Genomic DNA, 16600 nt, shown 5'->3' with positions numbered 1-16600 from the left:
ACAGCGGGGGTGCGATGGCGCCTTCTCCTACGTCGCCGTCAACGCCTCCTGCCGACCCGGCTGTTCCGCCCGTCGCGGCCGGTCCATCGGCTCCCGCTGTTCCATCGGCTCCCGCTGTTCCGCCCGCGCCGGCTGTTCCGCCAGGGGGTCTTGCCTCGGTTCCCGGCCTTCCGGCGGGTAGTGGTTTTCGGCCCACTTGGGAGCCTCCGGCGGTGTCCGTCCCACCAGCCCTCCCTGTCACACCTGCACCGGCGCCCGTCGCGGGCGACGGTGACGGGGAGCCGGAGTCGGAAAACGGGGACCTGGAGAGCAGGGCCACTCTGCGCATCTCTCCGATGGCCCTGAAGCGGGAGGTAGTTGAGCGGGGCGCCGAAGCGGGTGCCGCGTCCGGGGCCGTCGACGCCGAAGGCGACGCAGGTGACGTAGGCGACGCAGGTGACGTAGGCGACGCAGGTGACGTAGGTGAGCCAGTCGAGGCGGAGGCACAGGCAGGGAACGTACAGGGCGCGGAAAGCCCGGCCGTCGAGACCACGGCTGACGGGCCGGGGGTTGGCGAGGGATCCGAGGAGGGATCCGCGCAGGGATACGGCGGGGGACCCCGCGAGGGTTCGAATGACGTTTCCGTCGGCCCGTCCGGTGCCGCTGATGACGACGGCGCGGTGGGCGACGGCGCCGCCGGGAGCGAAGGTGACATAGACGAGAACGGTGACGCCGCCGCACAGGTCGCGGAGCCGGTCGTAGCCCAGGCCGGGTCGGACGCAGACGGTGCGGAGACCGGCGAAGGCGGGGCCGCGACGGTCGAAGGCGGTGCGGAGACCGGCGAAGGCGGGGCCGCGACGGTCGAAGGCGGTGCGGAGACCGGCGAAGGCGGGGCCGCGACGGTCGAAGGCGGTGCGGAGACCGGCGAAGGCGGGGGCGCGACGGTCGAAGGCGGTGCGGAGACCGGCGAAGGCGGGGGCGCGACGGTCGAAGGCGGTGCGGAGACCGGCGAAGGCGGGGGCGCGACGGTCGAAGGCGGTGCGGAGACCGGCGAAGGCGATGGCGAGCCGGTCCGGGACGACGCGGCCGAGGTCGCTGGTGACACGTCTCGGGGTGAGGTCGTGGCTGGCGCGGATGGGGACGAGCCCCAGGATTCCGCGCCTGCGCCCCAGGTGCTCGCGCCCCAGGCGCCGGCGGCACCGGGCCTCGTGCCTCAGGACGCGGAGCCGGATTCGCGTGATGGCGAGCCCGAGGCGTCCGAAACGCAGGACGCCCAACCGCAGGAGGCTCAGCCGCAGGACGCAGGGCCTTCGGAGGCCGAACCACAAGACGCGGCGCCCCAGGACGCAGACCCGCAGCACGTCGAGCCGCAGGACGCCGAGCCGCAGCACGCCGAGCCCCGAGACGCGGTCCCCGCGGACGCCCCGCCGCATGATGCCGAGCCTCAGGACGTCGTGCCGCAGGACGTTGTGCCGCAAGACGTCGCCCCTCAAGACGTCCTGCCCCAGGACGTCGCGCCCGAGGCCGGAGTCGGCGATTCCGGTGTCGTACAGGACACGCCTCCCGCTTGGGCGCCGCCGCCGGTCCCGCAGGGCGGGCTGCCGCCGCTGCCGCCCGCCTTCCAGCCCGCCGCACCCGCGCCCGGTGGTCAGTGGCCTATGACGCCCTCGGACGCGGTTCCGCCACAGGCTCCGGCCGCGCAACCGCAGGCACAGGCACAGCCCGAGGCGCAGCCGCAAGCCCCGATGCCGCCGGACCAGCCGCAGGCACCGCAGCCCTCACCGCCCGCCTGGCCGTCGACACCGAGTGCTCCCCCGGCGAGCCCGCCGTCCCAGACCGGGGGCTACGGGTTCCCTCAGTTCAGCGCAGTTCCTCAGGCCCCGGCGCCAGTTCCTGGTCCGGCTCCGGCCGAGCCCCCGGCTTCAGCGCCGAACCCCGGGACACCCGCCGCCCCGTCACAACCCGACCCGCCAACCCCGCACGGCGGCTACGGCTTTCCCCAGATCGGTACGCCACCATCGGCGCCGCCCCCCGAACTCCCAGGGCCTCAGGACCAGCCGGAGCCCCGTGACCAGCCAGGGCCTCGGGACCAGGCCGGACCCGTACCACAGGCACCCTTCGAAGATCAGGCCCCGACCGCTCCGCAAGACCCGCACAGTCCGCAAGTTCCGCACAGTCCGCACAGTGGCTACGGCTTCCCGCCGTTCGGTGCCGCGGCCTCGCCGCCGGCCGCGCAGCCCGGTGCCCCGACGGACCATGCCCAGCCTCCGGTGGCGCCCCCTGCCGGCCCGGCCGAGTCGCCTGCCGCGGCCCGGGCGGACGCCCCCGAACCGACGGACGCCCCAGCCCAGTCGGCCCCCGACTCGCCTGCGCAACCCACACCCGCCGGTTATGGCTTCCCCCACCAACGGACCGCCCCGGAGCCGCCTTTCGGAGCCCCGCCGCAGCAGACGCCACCACCCGCCCAGCCGCTCCCGCAGCAGCCTCCGCACCAACCCGCCGCCCCGTTCCAACCACAACCACAGCCGGAGCCACCGGCGCAGCCGCAGCAGCAGGCCCAGCCAGCGCCGCAAGCACAGCCCCAGCCCCAGCCCCAGCCCCAGCCCCAGCCCCAGCCCGGCGTACCGAACCCGCAGGGTCCCGTCGATCCCCGCCTCGGCACCTCCTGGCCCCAGCCGGTGCAGCATGATCAGCGCGAGCGTACGAACCCCGGTGCGCCGCTCGGGTACACCGCCGCGGTGGAGCTCTCCTCCGACCGGCTGCTCAACAGCAAGAAGCAGAAGGCGAAGAGCAGCCGTCCGGTCGGCGGGAGCTCTCGGTTCAAGTTCGGCGCGAAGAAGGAGGAGGCCGAACGGCAGCGGAAGCTTGAGCTGATCCGCACCCCGGTGCTGTCCTGCTACCGCATCGCCGTCATCAGCCTCAAGGGCGGCGTCGGCAAGACGACGACCACCACGGCGCTCGGCGCCACCCTCGCCAGCGAGCGGCAGGACAAGATCCTGGCGATCGACGCCAATCCGGACGCCGGAACGCTCGGCCGTCGAGTGCGGCGCGAGACGGGGGCCACCATCCGTGATCTCGTGCAGGCGATCCCGTACCTCAACTCGTACATGGACATCCGGCGGTTCACCTCCCAGGCGCCGTCCGGTCTGGAGATCATCGCCAATGATGTCGACCCGGCCGTGTCCACGACCTTCAACGACGAGGACTACCGGCGCGCGATCGACGTGCTCGGGAGGCAGTACCCGATCATCCTGACCGACTCGGGCACGGGACTGCTCTACAGCGCCATGCGCGGTGTCCTCGACCTCGCCGACCAGCTCATCATCATCTCGACGCCGTCCGTGGACGGGGCCAGCAGCGCCAGTACGACGCTGGACTGGCTGTCCGCGCACGGATACGCGGACCTCGTCTCGCGGTCCCTGACCGTGATCTCCGGGGTGCGCGAGACCGGAAAGATGATCAAGGTGGATGACATCGTCAACCACTTCAAGACGCGGTGCCGCGGGGTCGTGGTCGTGCCCTTCGACGAGCATCTGTCCGCCGGCGCCGAGGTCGACCTCGACATGATGCGGCCGAAGGTTCGCGAGGCGTACTTCAACCTGGCCGCGCTGGTCGCCGAGGACTTCGTCCGGCACCAGCAGTCGCACGGACTGTGGACGTCGGACGGCAATCCCCCGCCGGTGGCAGCCCCGCCGCTCCCGGGACAGCCCCTGCCCGGGCAGCCGGTTCCCGGCCCCGTTCCCGGCCCCGTTCCCGGCCAGCCCGTTCCCGGGCAGCCCATTGCCGGCCAGCCCCTTCCCGGGCAGCCCCTTCCCGGGCAGCCCATTGCCGGCCAGCCCGTTCCCGGGCAGGTACCGCCGGGACAGGACGTACCGCAGGGAGGACCACAAGGACAGGTCGTGCCGCCGGGGCATGGCCTACCGCAAGGACAGCCGTACCCGCAGCCGGGCGGGCAGCCCGGAGCCCAGCCGGTCCCGGAGGGACAGCCGACAGCCCCGCCGCCCGGCCAGCCCTACGGCTACCCGCAACCCGGCCAGCCCTACGGCTACCCGCAACCCGGCCAGCCCTACGGCTATCCGCAACCTGGGCAGCCGTATGCCTATCCGCAGCTGGGGCAGCCCGCACCGGGCGTGCCCCAGCCCGGCCAGCCCGCACCGGGCGTGCCCCAGCCCGGCCAGCCCGCACCGGGCGTGCCCCAGCCCGGCCAGCCCTACGGGTACCCGCAGCCGGGCCAGCCCTACGGTTACCCGCAACCGGGCCCGGCCGCGCCTCCCTACCAGCAGGAGCCGCCGGGACAGCCGCGGTACCAGCCGGGACAACCACCCCACCAAGCGGGGAATCCCGCCCAGCCAGGCCCCGCCCAGCCGGCTCCGGCGAACTGGCAGCAGCCACCCCAGCCCACCCCGGGCGGGCCCCAGCTGGGCGGGCCCCAGCCGGGCCAGCCGTTCCACCCGCCGACCCCACCCGGTCACCAGTCCCAGCCCGGCCACGGACAGAACCCCGGACACCCGCAGGTGCCGAACCAAGGGCAGGTGCCGAACCAAGGGCAGGACCCGGGGCCGGAGCAGACGCCTTCGCCGCCCTCGCAGCAGTAGGCCGTCCGGCCCAATCCGGACGCGGCCCGCACCCTCGATCGAGGGTGCGGGCCGCGCTTTTTCCCAGATCAGCCCATGGGTGCCCGCACAGTCGGAGGACTTCGAGTGATGACGCGAGGTCACAGCCCATGGACAGACAGGATCAGTACGGCGGGGGCCCCACGCGCCCGTCGTCGCGGCCCACAGGCCGGGCGCCCCGGTTGCTCGCCGGCTCGGCGGCCGCCGCCCTCACGCTGACTGCCGCCCTCACCACCCCGCTCGACCCGGCACCCCGGCGTGCCCACGCGGCTGAGGAGAAGGTCCTCACCGTCGCCGTGGCGCAGAGCGTCGACTCGCTCAGTCCGTTCCTGGCGACCCGTCTGGTCAGCACCAGCATCCACCGGCTGGTCTACGAGTACCTGACCAACTACGACCCCTCGGACAACCGCGCCATCCCGGGCCTGGCCACCCAGTGGGAGACCACGGACGACAAGCTCACCTGGACCTACCGGATCCGCTCGAACTCCACGTGGTCGGACGGACGTCGGGTGACCGCCGAGGACGCGGCCTGGACGTTCAACAAGATGATGACCGACAAGGGTGCCGCCACCGCCGCCGGCAGCTTCGTCGCCAACTTCAAGAAGGTCACCGCGCCCAGTCCCACCAAACTGGTCATCCGGCTGAAGAAGCCGCAGGCCACGATGGCCGCGCTGGACGTGCCGATCGTTCCCAAGCACGTCTGGGAGAAGGTCGGTGACGTCTCGAAGTTCAACAACGACAAGACCTTCCCGATCGTCGGCAACGGTCCGTTCATCCTCACCGGCTACAAGGCGGACAGCTACGTACGGCTGAAGGCGAACAGGACCTTCTGGCGTGGCGCACCCAAGTTCGACGAACTGCTCTTCAAGTACTACAAGGACGGGGACGCGGCGGTCGCGGCCCTCCAGAAGGGAGAGGTGTCCTTCGTCAGCGGTCTGACCCCGGCACAGGCCGCCGCGCTCAAGGGCCGGCCGGACATCGAGGTCAACGACGCTCCCGGCCGCCGCTTCTACGCCCTCGCAACCAACCCTGGCGCCCGGGCCCAGGACGGCACCGAGTTCGGCGACGGCCACGGCTCCCTTCGTGACCAGAAGGTCCGGCACGCGCTGTTCATGGCGGTGGACCGGAAGACCATCATCGACAGGGTCTTCCAGGGGCACGCGATCGCGGGCGCGGGCTACATCCCGCCGCGCTTCGCCCCGTACTCCTGGAAGCCGTCGCGCAAGCAGGAACTGGCGTACGACCCGAAGAAGGCGGCGCGGCTCCTCGACGAGGCGGGCTACGAGAAGAACGACGAGGGCAAGCGCCTGGGGAAAGACGGCAAGCCGATCACGTACCGGGTGCTGTGCCACGCCACCGACCCGAACGACAAGGCGGTCGGCAAGTACCTCCAGGAGTGGTGGGGTGAACTGGGCATCGGCGTCAGCCTCGACTGCCGGGACAACGTGACCGACCCCTGGCTGGCCGGCACCTACGACCTGGCCTTCGACGGCTGGTCCGTCAACCCCGATCCCGACTACGTGCTGTCCATCCACACCTGCGCCGCGCTCCCGAAGACCCGCAAGGAGACCGGCGCGACCGACAACTTCATCTGCGACAAGAAGTACGACAAGCTGTACGAGCGGCAGCTGGCCGAGCACGACCCCGCCAAGCGGGCGGCCATCGTAAAGGAGATGGAGTCCCGGCTGTACGACACCGGGTACATGAACGTCATCGCGTACCCGAACGCGGTGGAGGCCTATCGCACGGACCAGATCGCGTCGATCGAGGCGATGCCCAGGTCCGGGGGCAACATCTACGGCCAGGACGGCTACTGGAGCTGGTGGTCCGCGGTACCGGCCGAGTCGTCCGGCAAGTCCTCCGAGGGGGCGGGTTCCACGGGCGTCATCGTCGGGATCGTCACGGGTGTCGTCGTCCTGACCGGCGTCGCGGTCCTCCTGGGGCTGCGCCGCAGGGCCACCGCCGACGATCGCGAATAGACCGATGGCCGCTGAAGCGACGCCCGCGCTCGCCGAGGACTCCGGCGGTCCGCGGGCATCCGGGCCACGGGCGACCGGTCCACGCGCGACCGGGCGGCGGGCCGGGCGGGTCGGTTCCGGGTATCCGCGGTATGTGGCGGGCAAGGTGGGCGGTGCGGTCGTCTCACTGCTCGCCGTCCTCGTCACCAGTTTCTTCCTCTTCCGGCTGATCCCCGGCGACCCGGTGAAGTTCATGACGGGCGGCCGCCAGGTGTCGGCGGAGCAACTGGCCGCCTATCGGCAGGAGTTCGGGCTCGACCTGCCGCTGTGGAAGCAGTTCACGAACTACTGCGGCCAGGCGCTGACCGGTGGTCTCGGGACCTCGTACCAGTTCCGGGCGCCGGTCATCGACAAGATCACCGAGGCGCTGCCGAACACGCTGCTGCTCACCGGCACGGCGTTCGTGCTCTACACGCTGCTCGGCGTCTGGCTCGGCGCCCGCGCGGCCTGGCGGGGCGGCGGACCCGGCGACCGGTTCAACACCGGGCTGGCGCTGACGCTTTACTCCATCCCGTCGTTCTGGCTGGGGTTGCTGCTCATCATCGTGTTCGCGGTGGGCATGGGACCGATCCCCGGGCTGTTCCCGACGGGCGGCATGGAGTCGGGCGGCCAGGAGGGGTTCGCGTACGCCGTCGACGTCGCCCACCATCTGGTCCTGCCGGTGGTGACGCTGGTCGCGGTCGAGTACGGGCAGACGCTGCTGGTGACCCGTTCGGCGCTGCTGGACGAGATGGGCGGCGACTATCTGACGACGGCCCGGGCCAAGGGCCTGCGTGACGATCTGGTGCGCCGTCGGCACGCGGTCCCCAACGCGATGCTGCCGACCGTGACGTTGATCTTCGTCAATCTCGGGCGGACGGTGGCCGGGGTGATCCTCGTCGAAACGGTGTTCTCCTGGCCCGGCCTCGGCGGGCTGTTCTACCAGGCGCTGAGCGTTCCCGATCTGCCGCTCGTGCAGGGGCTGTTCTTCGTCTTCGCGGCGGCGGTGATCGTGATGAACACGCTGGCCGACCTCGTCTATCCGCTGCTGGACCCGAGGGTGGGCCGATGACGACACAGACCCCGGAAACTGATGCCCCGGTCCCGGCCCCGAGCCCGAGCCCGCGGGCGCTCGCCCGGCAGCGGCGCCGGGACACGGCCGTGCGGTTCTGGCGGCAGTACCGCACCCATCGGGCGGGCCTCGCCGGTCTGGCCGCGCTCGGGTTCTTCGCCTTGCTGGCGCTCACCGCGCCGCTGACCGTCGGCCCGGACGTGCAGAGCGTGACGGACGCGCCGGGCCGCCCGCTGGAGCGCCCGAGCGCCGCGTTCCCCTTCGGCACCGACCGGTTCGGCCGGGGCGTGCTGGGGCTCGTCGTCTGGGGGGCCCGGGTCTCCCTGCTGGTCGGGCTGCTCGCGGCCGTGCTGTCGGTCGCGATCGGGGCGGTGGTGGGGATCACCGCGGGGCACTTCCGTGGCTGGTACGCGACCGTGATGATGCGGATCACGGACTGGTTCCTGGTCATGCCGACGCTGGTGCTGGCGATCGCGCTGGCCACGGTGATGTCCCGGTCGCTCGGCACGGTCGTTCTCGCGATCGGTGTGACGTCCTGGCCGACCACGGCCCGGCTGGTGCGGGCCCAGACGCTGGCCGTGGAGTCGCGCCCGTACATCGAACGGGCCACCGCGCTCGGTGGCGGGCACTGGCACATCATGTCCCGTCATGTGCTGCCGAACGTCATGCCGCTGGTGCTGGCCCAGACGACGCTGATGATCTCCTCCGCGATCCTCGCCGAGGCGACCCTCGCGTTCCTCGGCCTCGGCGACCCGACGACCGTGTCGTGGGGCGGGCTGCTCCAGGACGCGCGCGAGGCGGGCGCGGTCAGCTCGGGCCACTGGTGGTACCTCGTCCCGCCGGGTATCGCGATCGCCGTGGTCGCGCTCGCCTTCACCCTGTGCGGACGCGCCGTCGAATCCGTTCTCAACCCCAAGTTGGGGGTGGCCCGATGAAGCCGAGTCTGCTGGACGTACGGAACCTCGAGGTCACGTACCCGGGAGGTGCCGCGGCCGTGCGCGGGGTGAGCCTGGCCCTGGACGCGGGGCAGAAGCTCGGCATCGCGGGCGAGTCCGGGTGCGGCAAGTCCACCCTGGCCCTGGCGCTGCTCAGGCTGCTGCCCCCAGGGACCCGGGTCACCGGGGAGGTCCTGCTGGACGGCGAGGACGTGCTGGCCATGAAGTGGGGCCGGCTGCGGGCGGTCCGCTGGGCCGGCGCCTCGATCGTCTTCCAGGGGGCGATGCACTCGCTGAACGCGGTGCACCGCGTCGGGGACCAGATCGCCGAGCCGGTACTGCTGCACAGCGGGGCGACACCGGCCGCGGCGCGGAAGCGGACCGGCGAACTCCTCGAGCAGGTGGGCCTGCCGGCCGCCCGGGCGGCCGCGTATCCGCACGAGTTGTCGGGTGGCCAGCGCCAGCGCGTCATGATCGCCATGGCGCTCGCCTGCGATCCCCGGCTGGTCATCGCGGACGAGCCGACGACGGCGCTGGACGTGATGGTCCAGGCCCAGATCCTGCGCCTGATCGAGGAACTCGTCGCCGAACAGGAGCTGGGACTGGTGATGATCAGCCACGACCTGGCGGTCCTGGCCGACACCTGCGACCGGCTCGCGGTGATGTACGCGGGACGGGTGGTCGAGGAGGGCCCCGCACGCGACGTGTACGAGGACGCCCGCCACCCCTACGGCCGGGCGCTGTCTGCGGCGTTCCCGCGGATCGGCGACCCGGCTGCGCGGTTCGCCCCGCGGGGGCTGCCGGGCGATCCGCCGGACCCCGCGGGACTGCCACCGGGATGCACGTTCCATCCGCGGTGCCCGGTGGCGCTGGACACCTGCGGTTCGCAGGACCAGCCGCTGCGGGACGCCGGGCCGGGGCGGCGGGCGGCCTGTGTACGGGTGGAGGTACCGGTGGGCGCGGGGCCGGGTGCGGGTGCGGGTGCGGGTGCATGGGAGCGGCCGGGGACCGACGCGGGCCAGATGCCACCGTCGGCGGTTCTGACGGCGGACGGCTCGACCCGTGCCGGAAGGGACGACGGCTCGGCCCGAGTCGGGGCGGACGGCTCGGCCCGAGCCGGGGCGGACGGCTCAGCCCTTCCCAGGACGGACGGCCCGGCACAGGCCGTCGCGGACGGCTCGGTCTGTGCAGCCGCGGGTGGCTCGGCCCGTGCAGTCCCTGACGCCGGCGCGGCCGTCGTCTCCGAGTACGAGGATGGCGCCCCCGCCGCCGTCTCCGAGAGCGGGGGTGGCACCCCGTGACCGCCACGCCCCGGGCCGCTTCCGCAGCCTCTCCCCCGGCCCCGGCACCGCTGCTCAGCGCCCAGCAGTTGCACGTGGCCTTCCCCGGCCGGCACGGTGCCCCGCCCGTCAGAGCCGTCGACGGGGTCGACCTCGACATCCGGCCCGGTGAGATCGTGGCCCTCGTCGGGGAGTCGGGCTGTGGCAAGACCACGCTCGCGCGCTCACTGCTGGGGCTGGTGCCGACCTCCTCGGGCCGTGTGACCTTCGCCGGGAGCCCGCTCGACTACGCCCCACGCGCCCTGAAGTCCTACCGCAGACGAGCCCAGTTGGTGCTGCAGGACCCCAGCGGGTCCCTCAACCCCCGGCACACCGTGTACGACGCGGTGGCCGAAGGGCTGCGCATCCACCGCTACCCCGGTGACGAGCGGACCGCGGTCGCCGGAGCGCTCGCACGGGCCGGGCTCCGACCGCCCGAGCGGTTCTTCCTGCGTTACCCGCACCAGTTGTCGGGCGGCCAGCGGCAGCGGGTCGTGATCGCGGGCGCGCTGGTCCTGGAACCCGAACTCGTCGTCGCCGACGAGCCGGTGGCCTCGCTGGACGCCTCCGTGCGCGGTGAGATCCTGGCGCTCCTGCTGCGGCTGCGCACTGAACTCGGGCTGGCGGCGCTGGTGGTGACGCACGATCTGGGGCTGGCGTGGAACATCGCCGATCGGGTCGCGGTGATGTATCTGGGCCGGATCGTGGAAACCGGTGAGGTGGAGCAGGTGCTGACGGCACCGCGGCACCCCTACACCCGGGCGCTGTTGTCGGTGCTTCCCGAGGCGCCCGGGGAGCCGGTGGTGCTGACCGGGGAGCCGCCGGATCCGTCCCGGGTGCCGTCCGGGTGCCGCTTCCATGCCCGCTGCCAGGTGCTGGCGAGTGGGGAGGCGGCGCGTGCGGGGGTCGCCGATGCCTGCCGTACGGAGGAGTTGCCGGTGCTGGGGGCCGGGACGGGGACGCAGGTGGCCTGTCACTGGGTGCGGGCGAAGGCGGCGCGGGCGGGGGCGGGGTGAGCCGGGCGTTCGGACCACGGCGCACACCCCGCACTCGAGGGGGCTGCGGATCAGCCCTCGTACGCCGCCACCAGTTCCCGCGCCTGCTTCACGTCGTCCGCGATCGCCACCAGCAACGCGTCGATGGACTCGAAGCGTGCCTGGCCGCGGACGTAGGCGAGGAACTCCACCGCGACGTGCAGTCCGTACAGATCGAGGCCCACGCGGTCGATGGCGTACGCCTCCACCGTGCGTTCCGTGCCGTCGAACTGGGGGTTCGTACCGACCGAGATCGCCGCGGGCATCGCCTCGCCATCCGCGTGCAGCCAGCCGGCGTAGACGCCGTCGGCGGGGATCGCGGTATGCGGCAGCGTCTCGACGTTGGCGGTGGGGAAGCCGAGTTCACGGCCGCGCTGGGCGCCGCGCACCACCACACCCTCCACCCGGTGCGGCCGGCCGAGGATCTCATGGGCGCCCTCGACGTCGCCCTCGGCGATCAGCCGGCGGGTGAGCGTCGATGAGAAGGGTTCGCCGCCGCCCGCCTCACCGGTCACGAACAGGTCCACGACCTCGACCTCGAAGTCGTAGGTGACTCCCTGCTCGGCCAGGAACGCCACGTTGCCCGCGGCCTTGTGGCCGAAGCGGAAGTTCGGCCCCTCGACGACGGCCTTCGCGTGCAGCTTGTCGACCAGGACCTTGGCCACGAAATCGGCGGGCGAGAGCTTGGAGAACTCGGTGGTGAAGGGCAGGATCAGCACGGCGTCGACACCCAGCTCCGCCATCAGCTCGGCCCGTCGGTGGTGCGGGGCGAGCAGCGGGGGATGGCTGCCGGGGCGCACGACCTCGCTCGGGTGCGGGTCGAAGGTGACGACCACCGAAGGGATGCCCAGCTCACGAGCGCGGTCCACGGCATGCCGGATGATCAGCTGGTGTCCGCGGTGGACTCCGTCGTAGGAGCCGATGGTGACGACGCTGCGTCCCCAGTCCTCGGGGATGTCCTCCAAGCCACGCCAGCGCTGCACTGTGACCGCTCCTCGTCGAACCCGTGTCCGTCTCTTCCTCTTACGCAGGTCTAAGGGTGCCATGCCGGACGCCTCCCGCCCGCATCGGCACCGGGCTGTGACGCGGCGCACGCGGAGAGCGCACGGTACGCCCCATCCTCCCGCCACGGGCGAACCGCACCGGGCGATCGCCGGCACAGAACCCGATTCGCACAACCGGCGGCAGAGATCCCGAAGCGAACGCGCCCCCTTCCGACCCTCGGTTCACTCCGAGCGCCCGCTCGGTCGGGTGAATGGCCATGGAGCGATGGATACACGTCATGGGGAGGGGGGACGTGGAGCGGCGCGAACGTGTGTCCCCGTGAACGTCGCTCCACGACGAAGCCGACCGGCTCAGCCGAACACGGCCAGGCTCTTCGCCTTGCCCTTGTGTTCCTCCAACAGGGCCAGCAGGCGCCCCTCCGGGTCGAAGGCCGCCACCGCGCCGACGCCCGCGTACTCCTCGGGCATCTCCAGCCGGACGCCGTTGAGCAGCAGCCGCGCCCGACGGGCGTCCACGTCCCAGCGCGGGAACGCCGCCGCGGCGGCCTCGGCCACGGGCATCACGGTCAGCTCCTGCTGGAGTTGCTCCAGAGTGCGGGCGGACTCCAGTTTGTACGGGCCGACGCGTGTCCGGCGCAGTGCGGTGAGGTGTCCGCCGACGCCGAGGTCAGCGCCGAGGTCGCGGGCCAGCGCCCGGATGTACGTGCCGGACGAGCAGACCACCGACACGACGAGGTCCAGCACCGGTGTGCCGTCGTCGGCTACGGCGTCCCGGACGTCGTACACCGCGAACGACGAGACGGTCACCGGGCGGGCCGGGATCTCGAACTCCTCGCCCTCGCGGGCCCGTTTGTAGGAGCGCACACCGTTGATCTTGATGGCGCTGACCTTGGACGGCACCTGCATGATGTCGCCGGTCAGCTTGGCGATCCCGGCGTCGATGGCGTCCCGGGTCACCTCGGAGGCGTCCACGGAGGAGGTGATCTCGCCCTCGGCGTCGTCGGTGATCGTGTTCTGGCCGAGGCGGATCGTGCCGACGTACTCCTTCTCGGTCAGTGCGAGATGGCCGAGCAGTTTGGTGGCCTTCTCCACGCCGAGGACGAGGACGCCCGTCGCCATGGGGTCGAGCGTGCCCGCGTGGCCGACGCGTCGGGTTCTGGCGATCCCGCGCATCTTGGCGACCACGTCGTGCGAAGTGAAGCCCGACGGCTTGTCGACGACGACAAGCCCGTCGGGCGTGGTGTGCTTCTGCGTCATTCCGCGGCGTCGCCGTCCGTCTCGTCGTCCCCGGGCTTCTTGTACGGGTCTGCCTCGCCGGCGTAGTCGGCGCCCGCGGAGGCCTCGCGGACCTTGGCGTCGGAGGCGCGCGCCTTGTCGAGGAGGTCCTCGATGGTGCGGGCGGTGTCCGGGAGGGCGTCCGCCACGAAGGTCAGGGTCGGCGTGAACTTCACGCCCGCGGCCCTGCCCACCTCGGAGCGGAGCACGCCCTTGGCGCTCTCCAGGCCCGCCGCGGCGGCGGTGCGCTCCTCCTCGTCGCCGTACACCGTGTAGAAGACGGTCGCCTCCCGCAGGTCCCCGGTCACCCTGGTGTCCGTGATGGTGACGTGCGAACCGAGCCGCGGGTCCTTGATCCCGCGCTGCAGCTTCTGGGCCACCACCTCTCGGATGAGGTCCGCCAGCCTCTTCGCCCGCGCGTTGTCGGCCACTGGTCCGTCTCCCGTTCTTCCTGTTCTACGTTCGTCTTCGGTCTCAGTCGTCTTCGCCGTGGAAGCGTCGTCTGACCGACAGCAGTTCCACTTCCGGGCGTCCGGCGACCAGCCGCTCGCAGCGGTCCAGTACGTCGCTCAGATGTCCCGCGTCGCCGGAGACCATCGCGAGGCCGATGCCGGCCCGGCGGTGGAGGTCCATGTGATCGACCTCCGCCGCGCTCACCGCGTACTTGCGCTGGAGCTCGGCCACGATCGGACGGACGACGGAACGCTTCTCCTTCAGTGACCGTACGTCGCCGAGGAGGAGGTCGAAGGACAGAGTCCCCACATACATGTGTGTACCCGGATGACCCGCCGGTACGGGATCGATGGTCCCGGTGCCTTGGTTTGGCAGGAACATCAGAACCGTACAGGGAAGGCTCGTTTTGCTCGACGGGGTTTTCCGCCCCCGCCGCCCTTGCCCTTCCCTCCCCCAGGGGCTGCCGCACCTTCGACCCCGCCAAGGAGGCTGCCCCCCTTGAAGCTCTTCGCGAATTCGGGGCTGCCCCGGGCTGTGGTGCCGGGTGCCGGTGGGTTGTGGCTGGTCGCGCAGTTCCCCGCGCCCCTGAAAACAGGGCACGCCCCCACACGGCTCGAGGTCCCGCAACAGCCAGGCGGCCGGAGGGGACTTGCCCCTCCGGCCGGACTGCTGGGCGGTTACGCCCGCGGCTTCTCCCGCATCTCGTACGTCGCGATGACGTCGTCGACCTTGATGTCGTTGAAGTTGCCGAGGTTGATACCGCCCTCGAACCCTTCGCGGATCTCGGTGACGTCGTCCTTGAAGCGACGCAGGCCCTCGATGTTGAGGTTCTCCGCGACCACCTTGCCGTCGCGCAGCAGGCGGGCCTTGGTGTTCCGCCTGACCTCACCGGAGCGGATGAGAACACCCGCGATGTTGCCCAGCTTGGACGACTTGAAGACCTCGCGGATCTCCGCCGTACCGAGCTCGACCTCCTCGAACTCCGGCTTGAGCATGCCCTTGAGGGCCGCCTCGATCTCCTCGATCGCCTGGTAGATGACCGAGTAGTAGCGGACGTCCACACCCTCGCGCTCGGCCATCTGCTGCGCACGCCCGGCGGCGCGCACGTTGAAGCCGATCACGATGGCGTCCGAGCCCATCGCCAGGTCGATGTCGGACTCCGTGACCGCACCGACGCCGCGGTGCAGGACCCGGATGTCGACCTCTTCGCCGACGTCGAGCTGGAGCAGCGAGGACTCGAGTGCCTCGACGGAACCAGAAGCGTCACCCTTGATGATCAGGTTCAGCTGCTGGACCTCGCCGGCCTTCAGCACCTTGTCCAGGTCCTCGAGCGAGACGCGGCGCGTGCGCTTGGCGAAGGCCGCGTTGCGCTCACGGGCGGCGCGCTTCTCGGCGATCTGACGGGCCGTACGGTCCTCGTCGACCACGATGAAGTTGTCACCCGCACCCGGGACGTTGGTCAGGCCCAGGACCTGAACCGGCGTCGACGGGCCGGCCTCGGCGACGTTGTTGCCGTTGTCGTCGAGCATGGCGCGGACTCGGCCGTAGGCGTCGCCGACCACCATCGTGTCGCCGACCCGCAGCGTGCCTCGCTGGACGAGCACCGTCGCCACGGCACCGCGGCCGCGGTCGAGACGGGACTCGATCGAGATGCCCTGCGCGTCCTGCTTCGGGTTGGCCCTGAGGTCGAGCGAGGCGTCCGCGGTCAGGATGACCGCTTCCAGCAGCTCGTCGATGTGCAGGCCCTGCTTGGCGGAGATGTCGACGAACATCGTGTCGCCGCCGTACTCCTCGGCCACCAGACCGTACTCGGTCAGCTGACCGCGCACCTTGGTCGGGTCCGCGCCCTCGACGTCGATCTTGTTGACCGCGACGACGATCGGCACGTCGGCCGCCTTGGCGTGGTTGAGCGCCTCGACCGTCTGCGGCATGACGCCGTCGTTGGCCGCGACGACCAGGATCGCGATGTCGGTCGACTTGGCACCACGGGCACGCATGGCGGTGAACGCCTCGTGACCCGGGGTGTCGATGAAGGTGATCTTGCGATCCTCTTCGTTGACCTCGGTCGTGACCTGGTAGGCACCGATGTGCTGGGTGATGCCGCCGGCCTCGCCCGCGATGACGTTCGTCTTGCGGATGGCGTCGAGCAGGCGGGTCTTACCGTGGTCGACGTGACCCATGACGGTGACGACCGGCGGGCGGACCACCAGGTCGTCCTCGTCGCCCTCGTCCTCACCGAACTCGAGGTCGAAGGACTCGAGAAGCTCGCGGTCCTCCTCCTCGGGGCTGACGATCTGAACGGTGTAGTTCATCTCGTCGGCGAGGAGCTGCAGCGTCTCGTCGGAGACGGACTGCGTGGCCGTGACCATCTCGCCGAGGTTCATCATGACCGCGACGAGGGACGCCGGGTTGGCCTTGATCTTCTCCGCGAAGTCGGTGAGCGACGCACCGCGCGACAGGCGAATGGTCTCGCCGTTGCCGCGAGGCAGCATCACGCCGCCGACCGACGGGGCCTGCATGGCCTCGTACTCCTGACGGCGCTGCCGCTTCGACTTGCGGCCACGACGCGCCGGACCACCGGGACGGCCGAAGGCACCCTGCGTGCCACCGCGCCCACCCGGACCACCGGGACGACCGCCGAAGCCGGGACGGCCACCGCCGCCACCGAAGCCGCCGCCGCCACCGGGACCGCCGCCACCGGGACGACCGGCGAAACCGCCGCCGCCACCGGGACGACCGGCACCGCCGCCGCCACCCGGACGACCGGCGAAACCGCCGCCGCCACCCGGACGACCGCCGCCGCCCGGACGACCGGCACCGCCGGGCCCACGGCCACCGGGGCCGCCGCCGGGACGGGGGCCGGCAGCGGGACGCTGCGGCATCATGCCGGGGTTCGGACGCGGACCGCCGGGGCCGCCG

At 71.7% G+C, this 16600-nt stretch carries 12 protein-coding genes; 6 read left to right on the top strand and 6 right to left on the bottom strand.

Features of this window, described 5'->3' with window-relative positions:
* Positions 1 to 38 precede the first annotated feature (38 nt).
* Entirely contained in the window at positions 39 to 1457 is a 1419-nt protein-coding gene (locus EF387_RS50300; RefSeq protein WP_128382218.1) for a hypothetical protein, read from the bottom strand.
* A gap of 1200 nt (positions 1458 to 2657) precedes the next feature.
* Here EF387_RS50300 and EF387_RS50295 point away from each other — a divergent pair.
* The 6 genes from EF387_RS50295 to EF387_RS43975 all read left to right on the top strand — a co-directional run bounded on the left by EF387_RS50295 (position 2658) and on the right by EF387_RS43975 (position 10931).
* Entirely contained in the window at positions 2658 to 4574 is a 1917-nt protein-coding gene (locus EF387_RS50295; protein WP_238432049.1) for a MinD/ParA family ATP-binding protein, read from the top strand.
* 128 nt (positions 4575 to 4702) lie between these two features.
* Entirely contained in the window at positions 4703 to 6571 is a 1869-nt protein-coding gene (locus EF387_RS43995) for an ABC transporter substrate-binding protein (protein WP_128382217.1), read from the top strand.
* Between the two features lie 4 nt (positions 6572 to 6575).
* On the top strand, positions 6576 to 7661 hold the full coding sequence (locus EF387_RS43990; protein WP_128382216.1) for an ABC transporter permease: 1086 nt from the start codon (positions 6576 to 6578) through the stop codon (positions 7659 to 7661).
* Entirely contained in the window at positions 7658 to 8596 is a 939-nt protein-coding gene (locus EF387_RS43985; RefSeq protein WP_128382215.1) for an ABC transporter permease, read from the top strand. Before EF387_RS43990 ends, EF387_RS43985 begins: the two co-directional genes overlap by 4 nt.
* Positions 8593 to 9897 carry an ABC transporter ATP-binding protein gene (locus EF387_RS43980; protein WP_128382214.1) on the top strand — a complete coding sequence of 435 codons (1305 nt, stop codon included), beginning with the start codon at positions 8593 to 8595 and terminating at the stop codon, positions 9895 to 9897. Before EF387_RS43985 ends, EF387_RS43980 begins: the two co-directional genes overlap by 4 nt.
* Entirely contained in the window at positions 9894 to 10931 is a 1038-nt protein-coding gene (locus tag EF387_RS43975) for an ABC transporter ATP-binding protein (protein WP_128382213.1), read from the top strand. Before EF387_RS43980 ends, EF387_RS43975 begins: the two co-directional genes overlap by 4 nt.
* Before the next feature lie 50 nt (positions 10932 to 10981).
* Here the strand turns inward: EF387_RS43975 and EF387_RS43970 are convergent, their stop codons facing one another.
* The 5 genes from EF387_RS43970 to infB form a co-directional block, all read right to left on the bottom strand.
* Positions 10982 to 11932, bottom strand: a complete 951-nt coding sequence (locus tag EF387_RS43970) for a bifunctional riboflavin kinase/FAD synthetase (protein WP_128382212.1) — start codon at positions 11930 to 11932, stop codon at positions 10982 to 10984.
* 372 nt (positions 11933 to 12304) lie between these two features.
* A complete protein-coding gene (gene truB, locus EF387_RS43965) occupies positions 12305 to 13210 on the bottom strand; it encodes a tRNA pseudouridine(55) synthase TruB (RefSeq protein ID WP_128382211.1) in 906 nt (301 codons plus the stop codon).
* Positions 13207 to 13659 carry a 30S ribosome-binding factor RbfA gene (rbfA, locus tag EF387_RS43960; protein WP_128382210.1) on the bottom strand — a complete coding sequence of 151 codons (453 nt, stop codon included), beginning with the start codon at positions 13657 to 13659 and terminating at the stop codon, positions 13207 to 13209. The genes truB and rbfA overlap by 4 nt, the downstream gene beginning before the upstream one ends.
* A 43-nt stretch (positions 13660 to 13702) precedes the next feature.
* Positions 13703 to 13996 (bottom strand): DUF503 domain-containing protein, encoded by a 294-nt coding sequence (locus EF387_RS43955; RefSeq protein ID WP_128382209.1) that lies wholly within the window; start codon positions 13994 to 13996, stop codon positions 13703 to 13705.
* A gap of 362 nt (positions 13997 to 14358) precedes the next feature.
* The coding region (infB, locus tag EF387_RS43950; RefSeq protein ID WP_128382208.1) for a translation initiation factor IF-2 at positions 14359 to 16600 on the bottom strand (2242 nt) is incomplete at its 5' end.

It is taken from the genome of Streptomyces cavernae (assembly GCF_004023625.1).
Taxonomy (GTDB): domain Bacteria; phylum Actinomycetota; class Actinomycetes; order Streptomycetales; family Streptomycetaceae; genus Streptomyces; species Streptomyces cavernae.
Note: the sequence above shows the minus strand (reverse complement) of the source record. Positions and strands in the feature narration are given on the sequence as shown.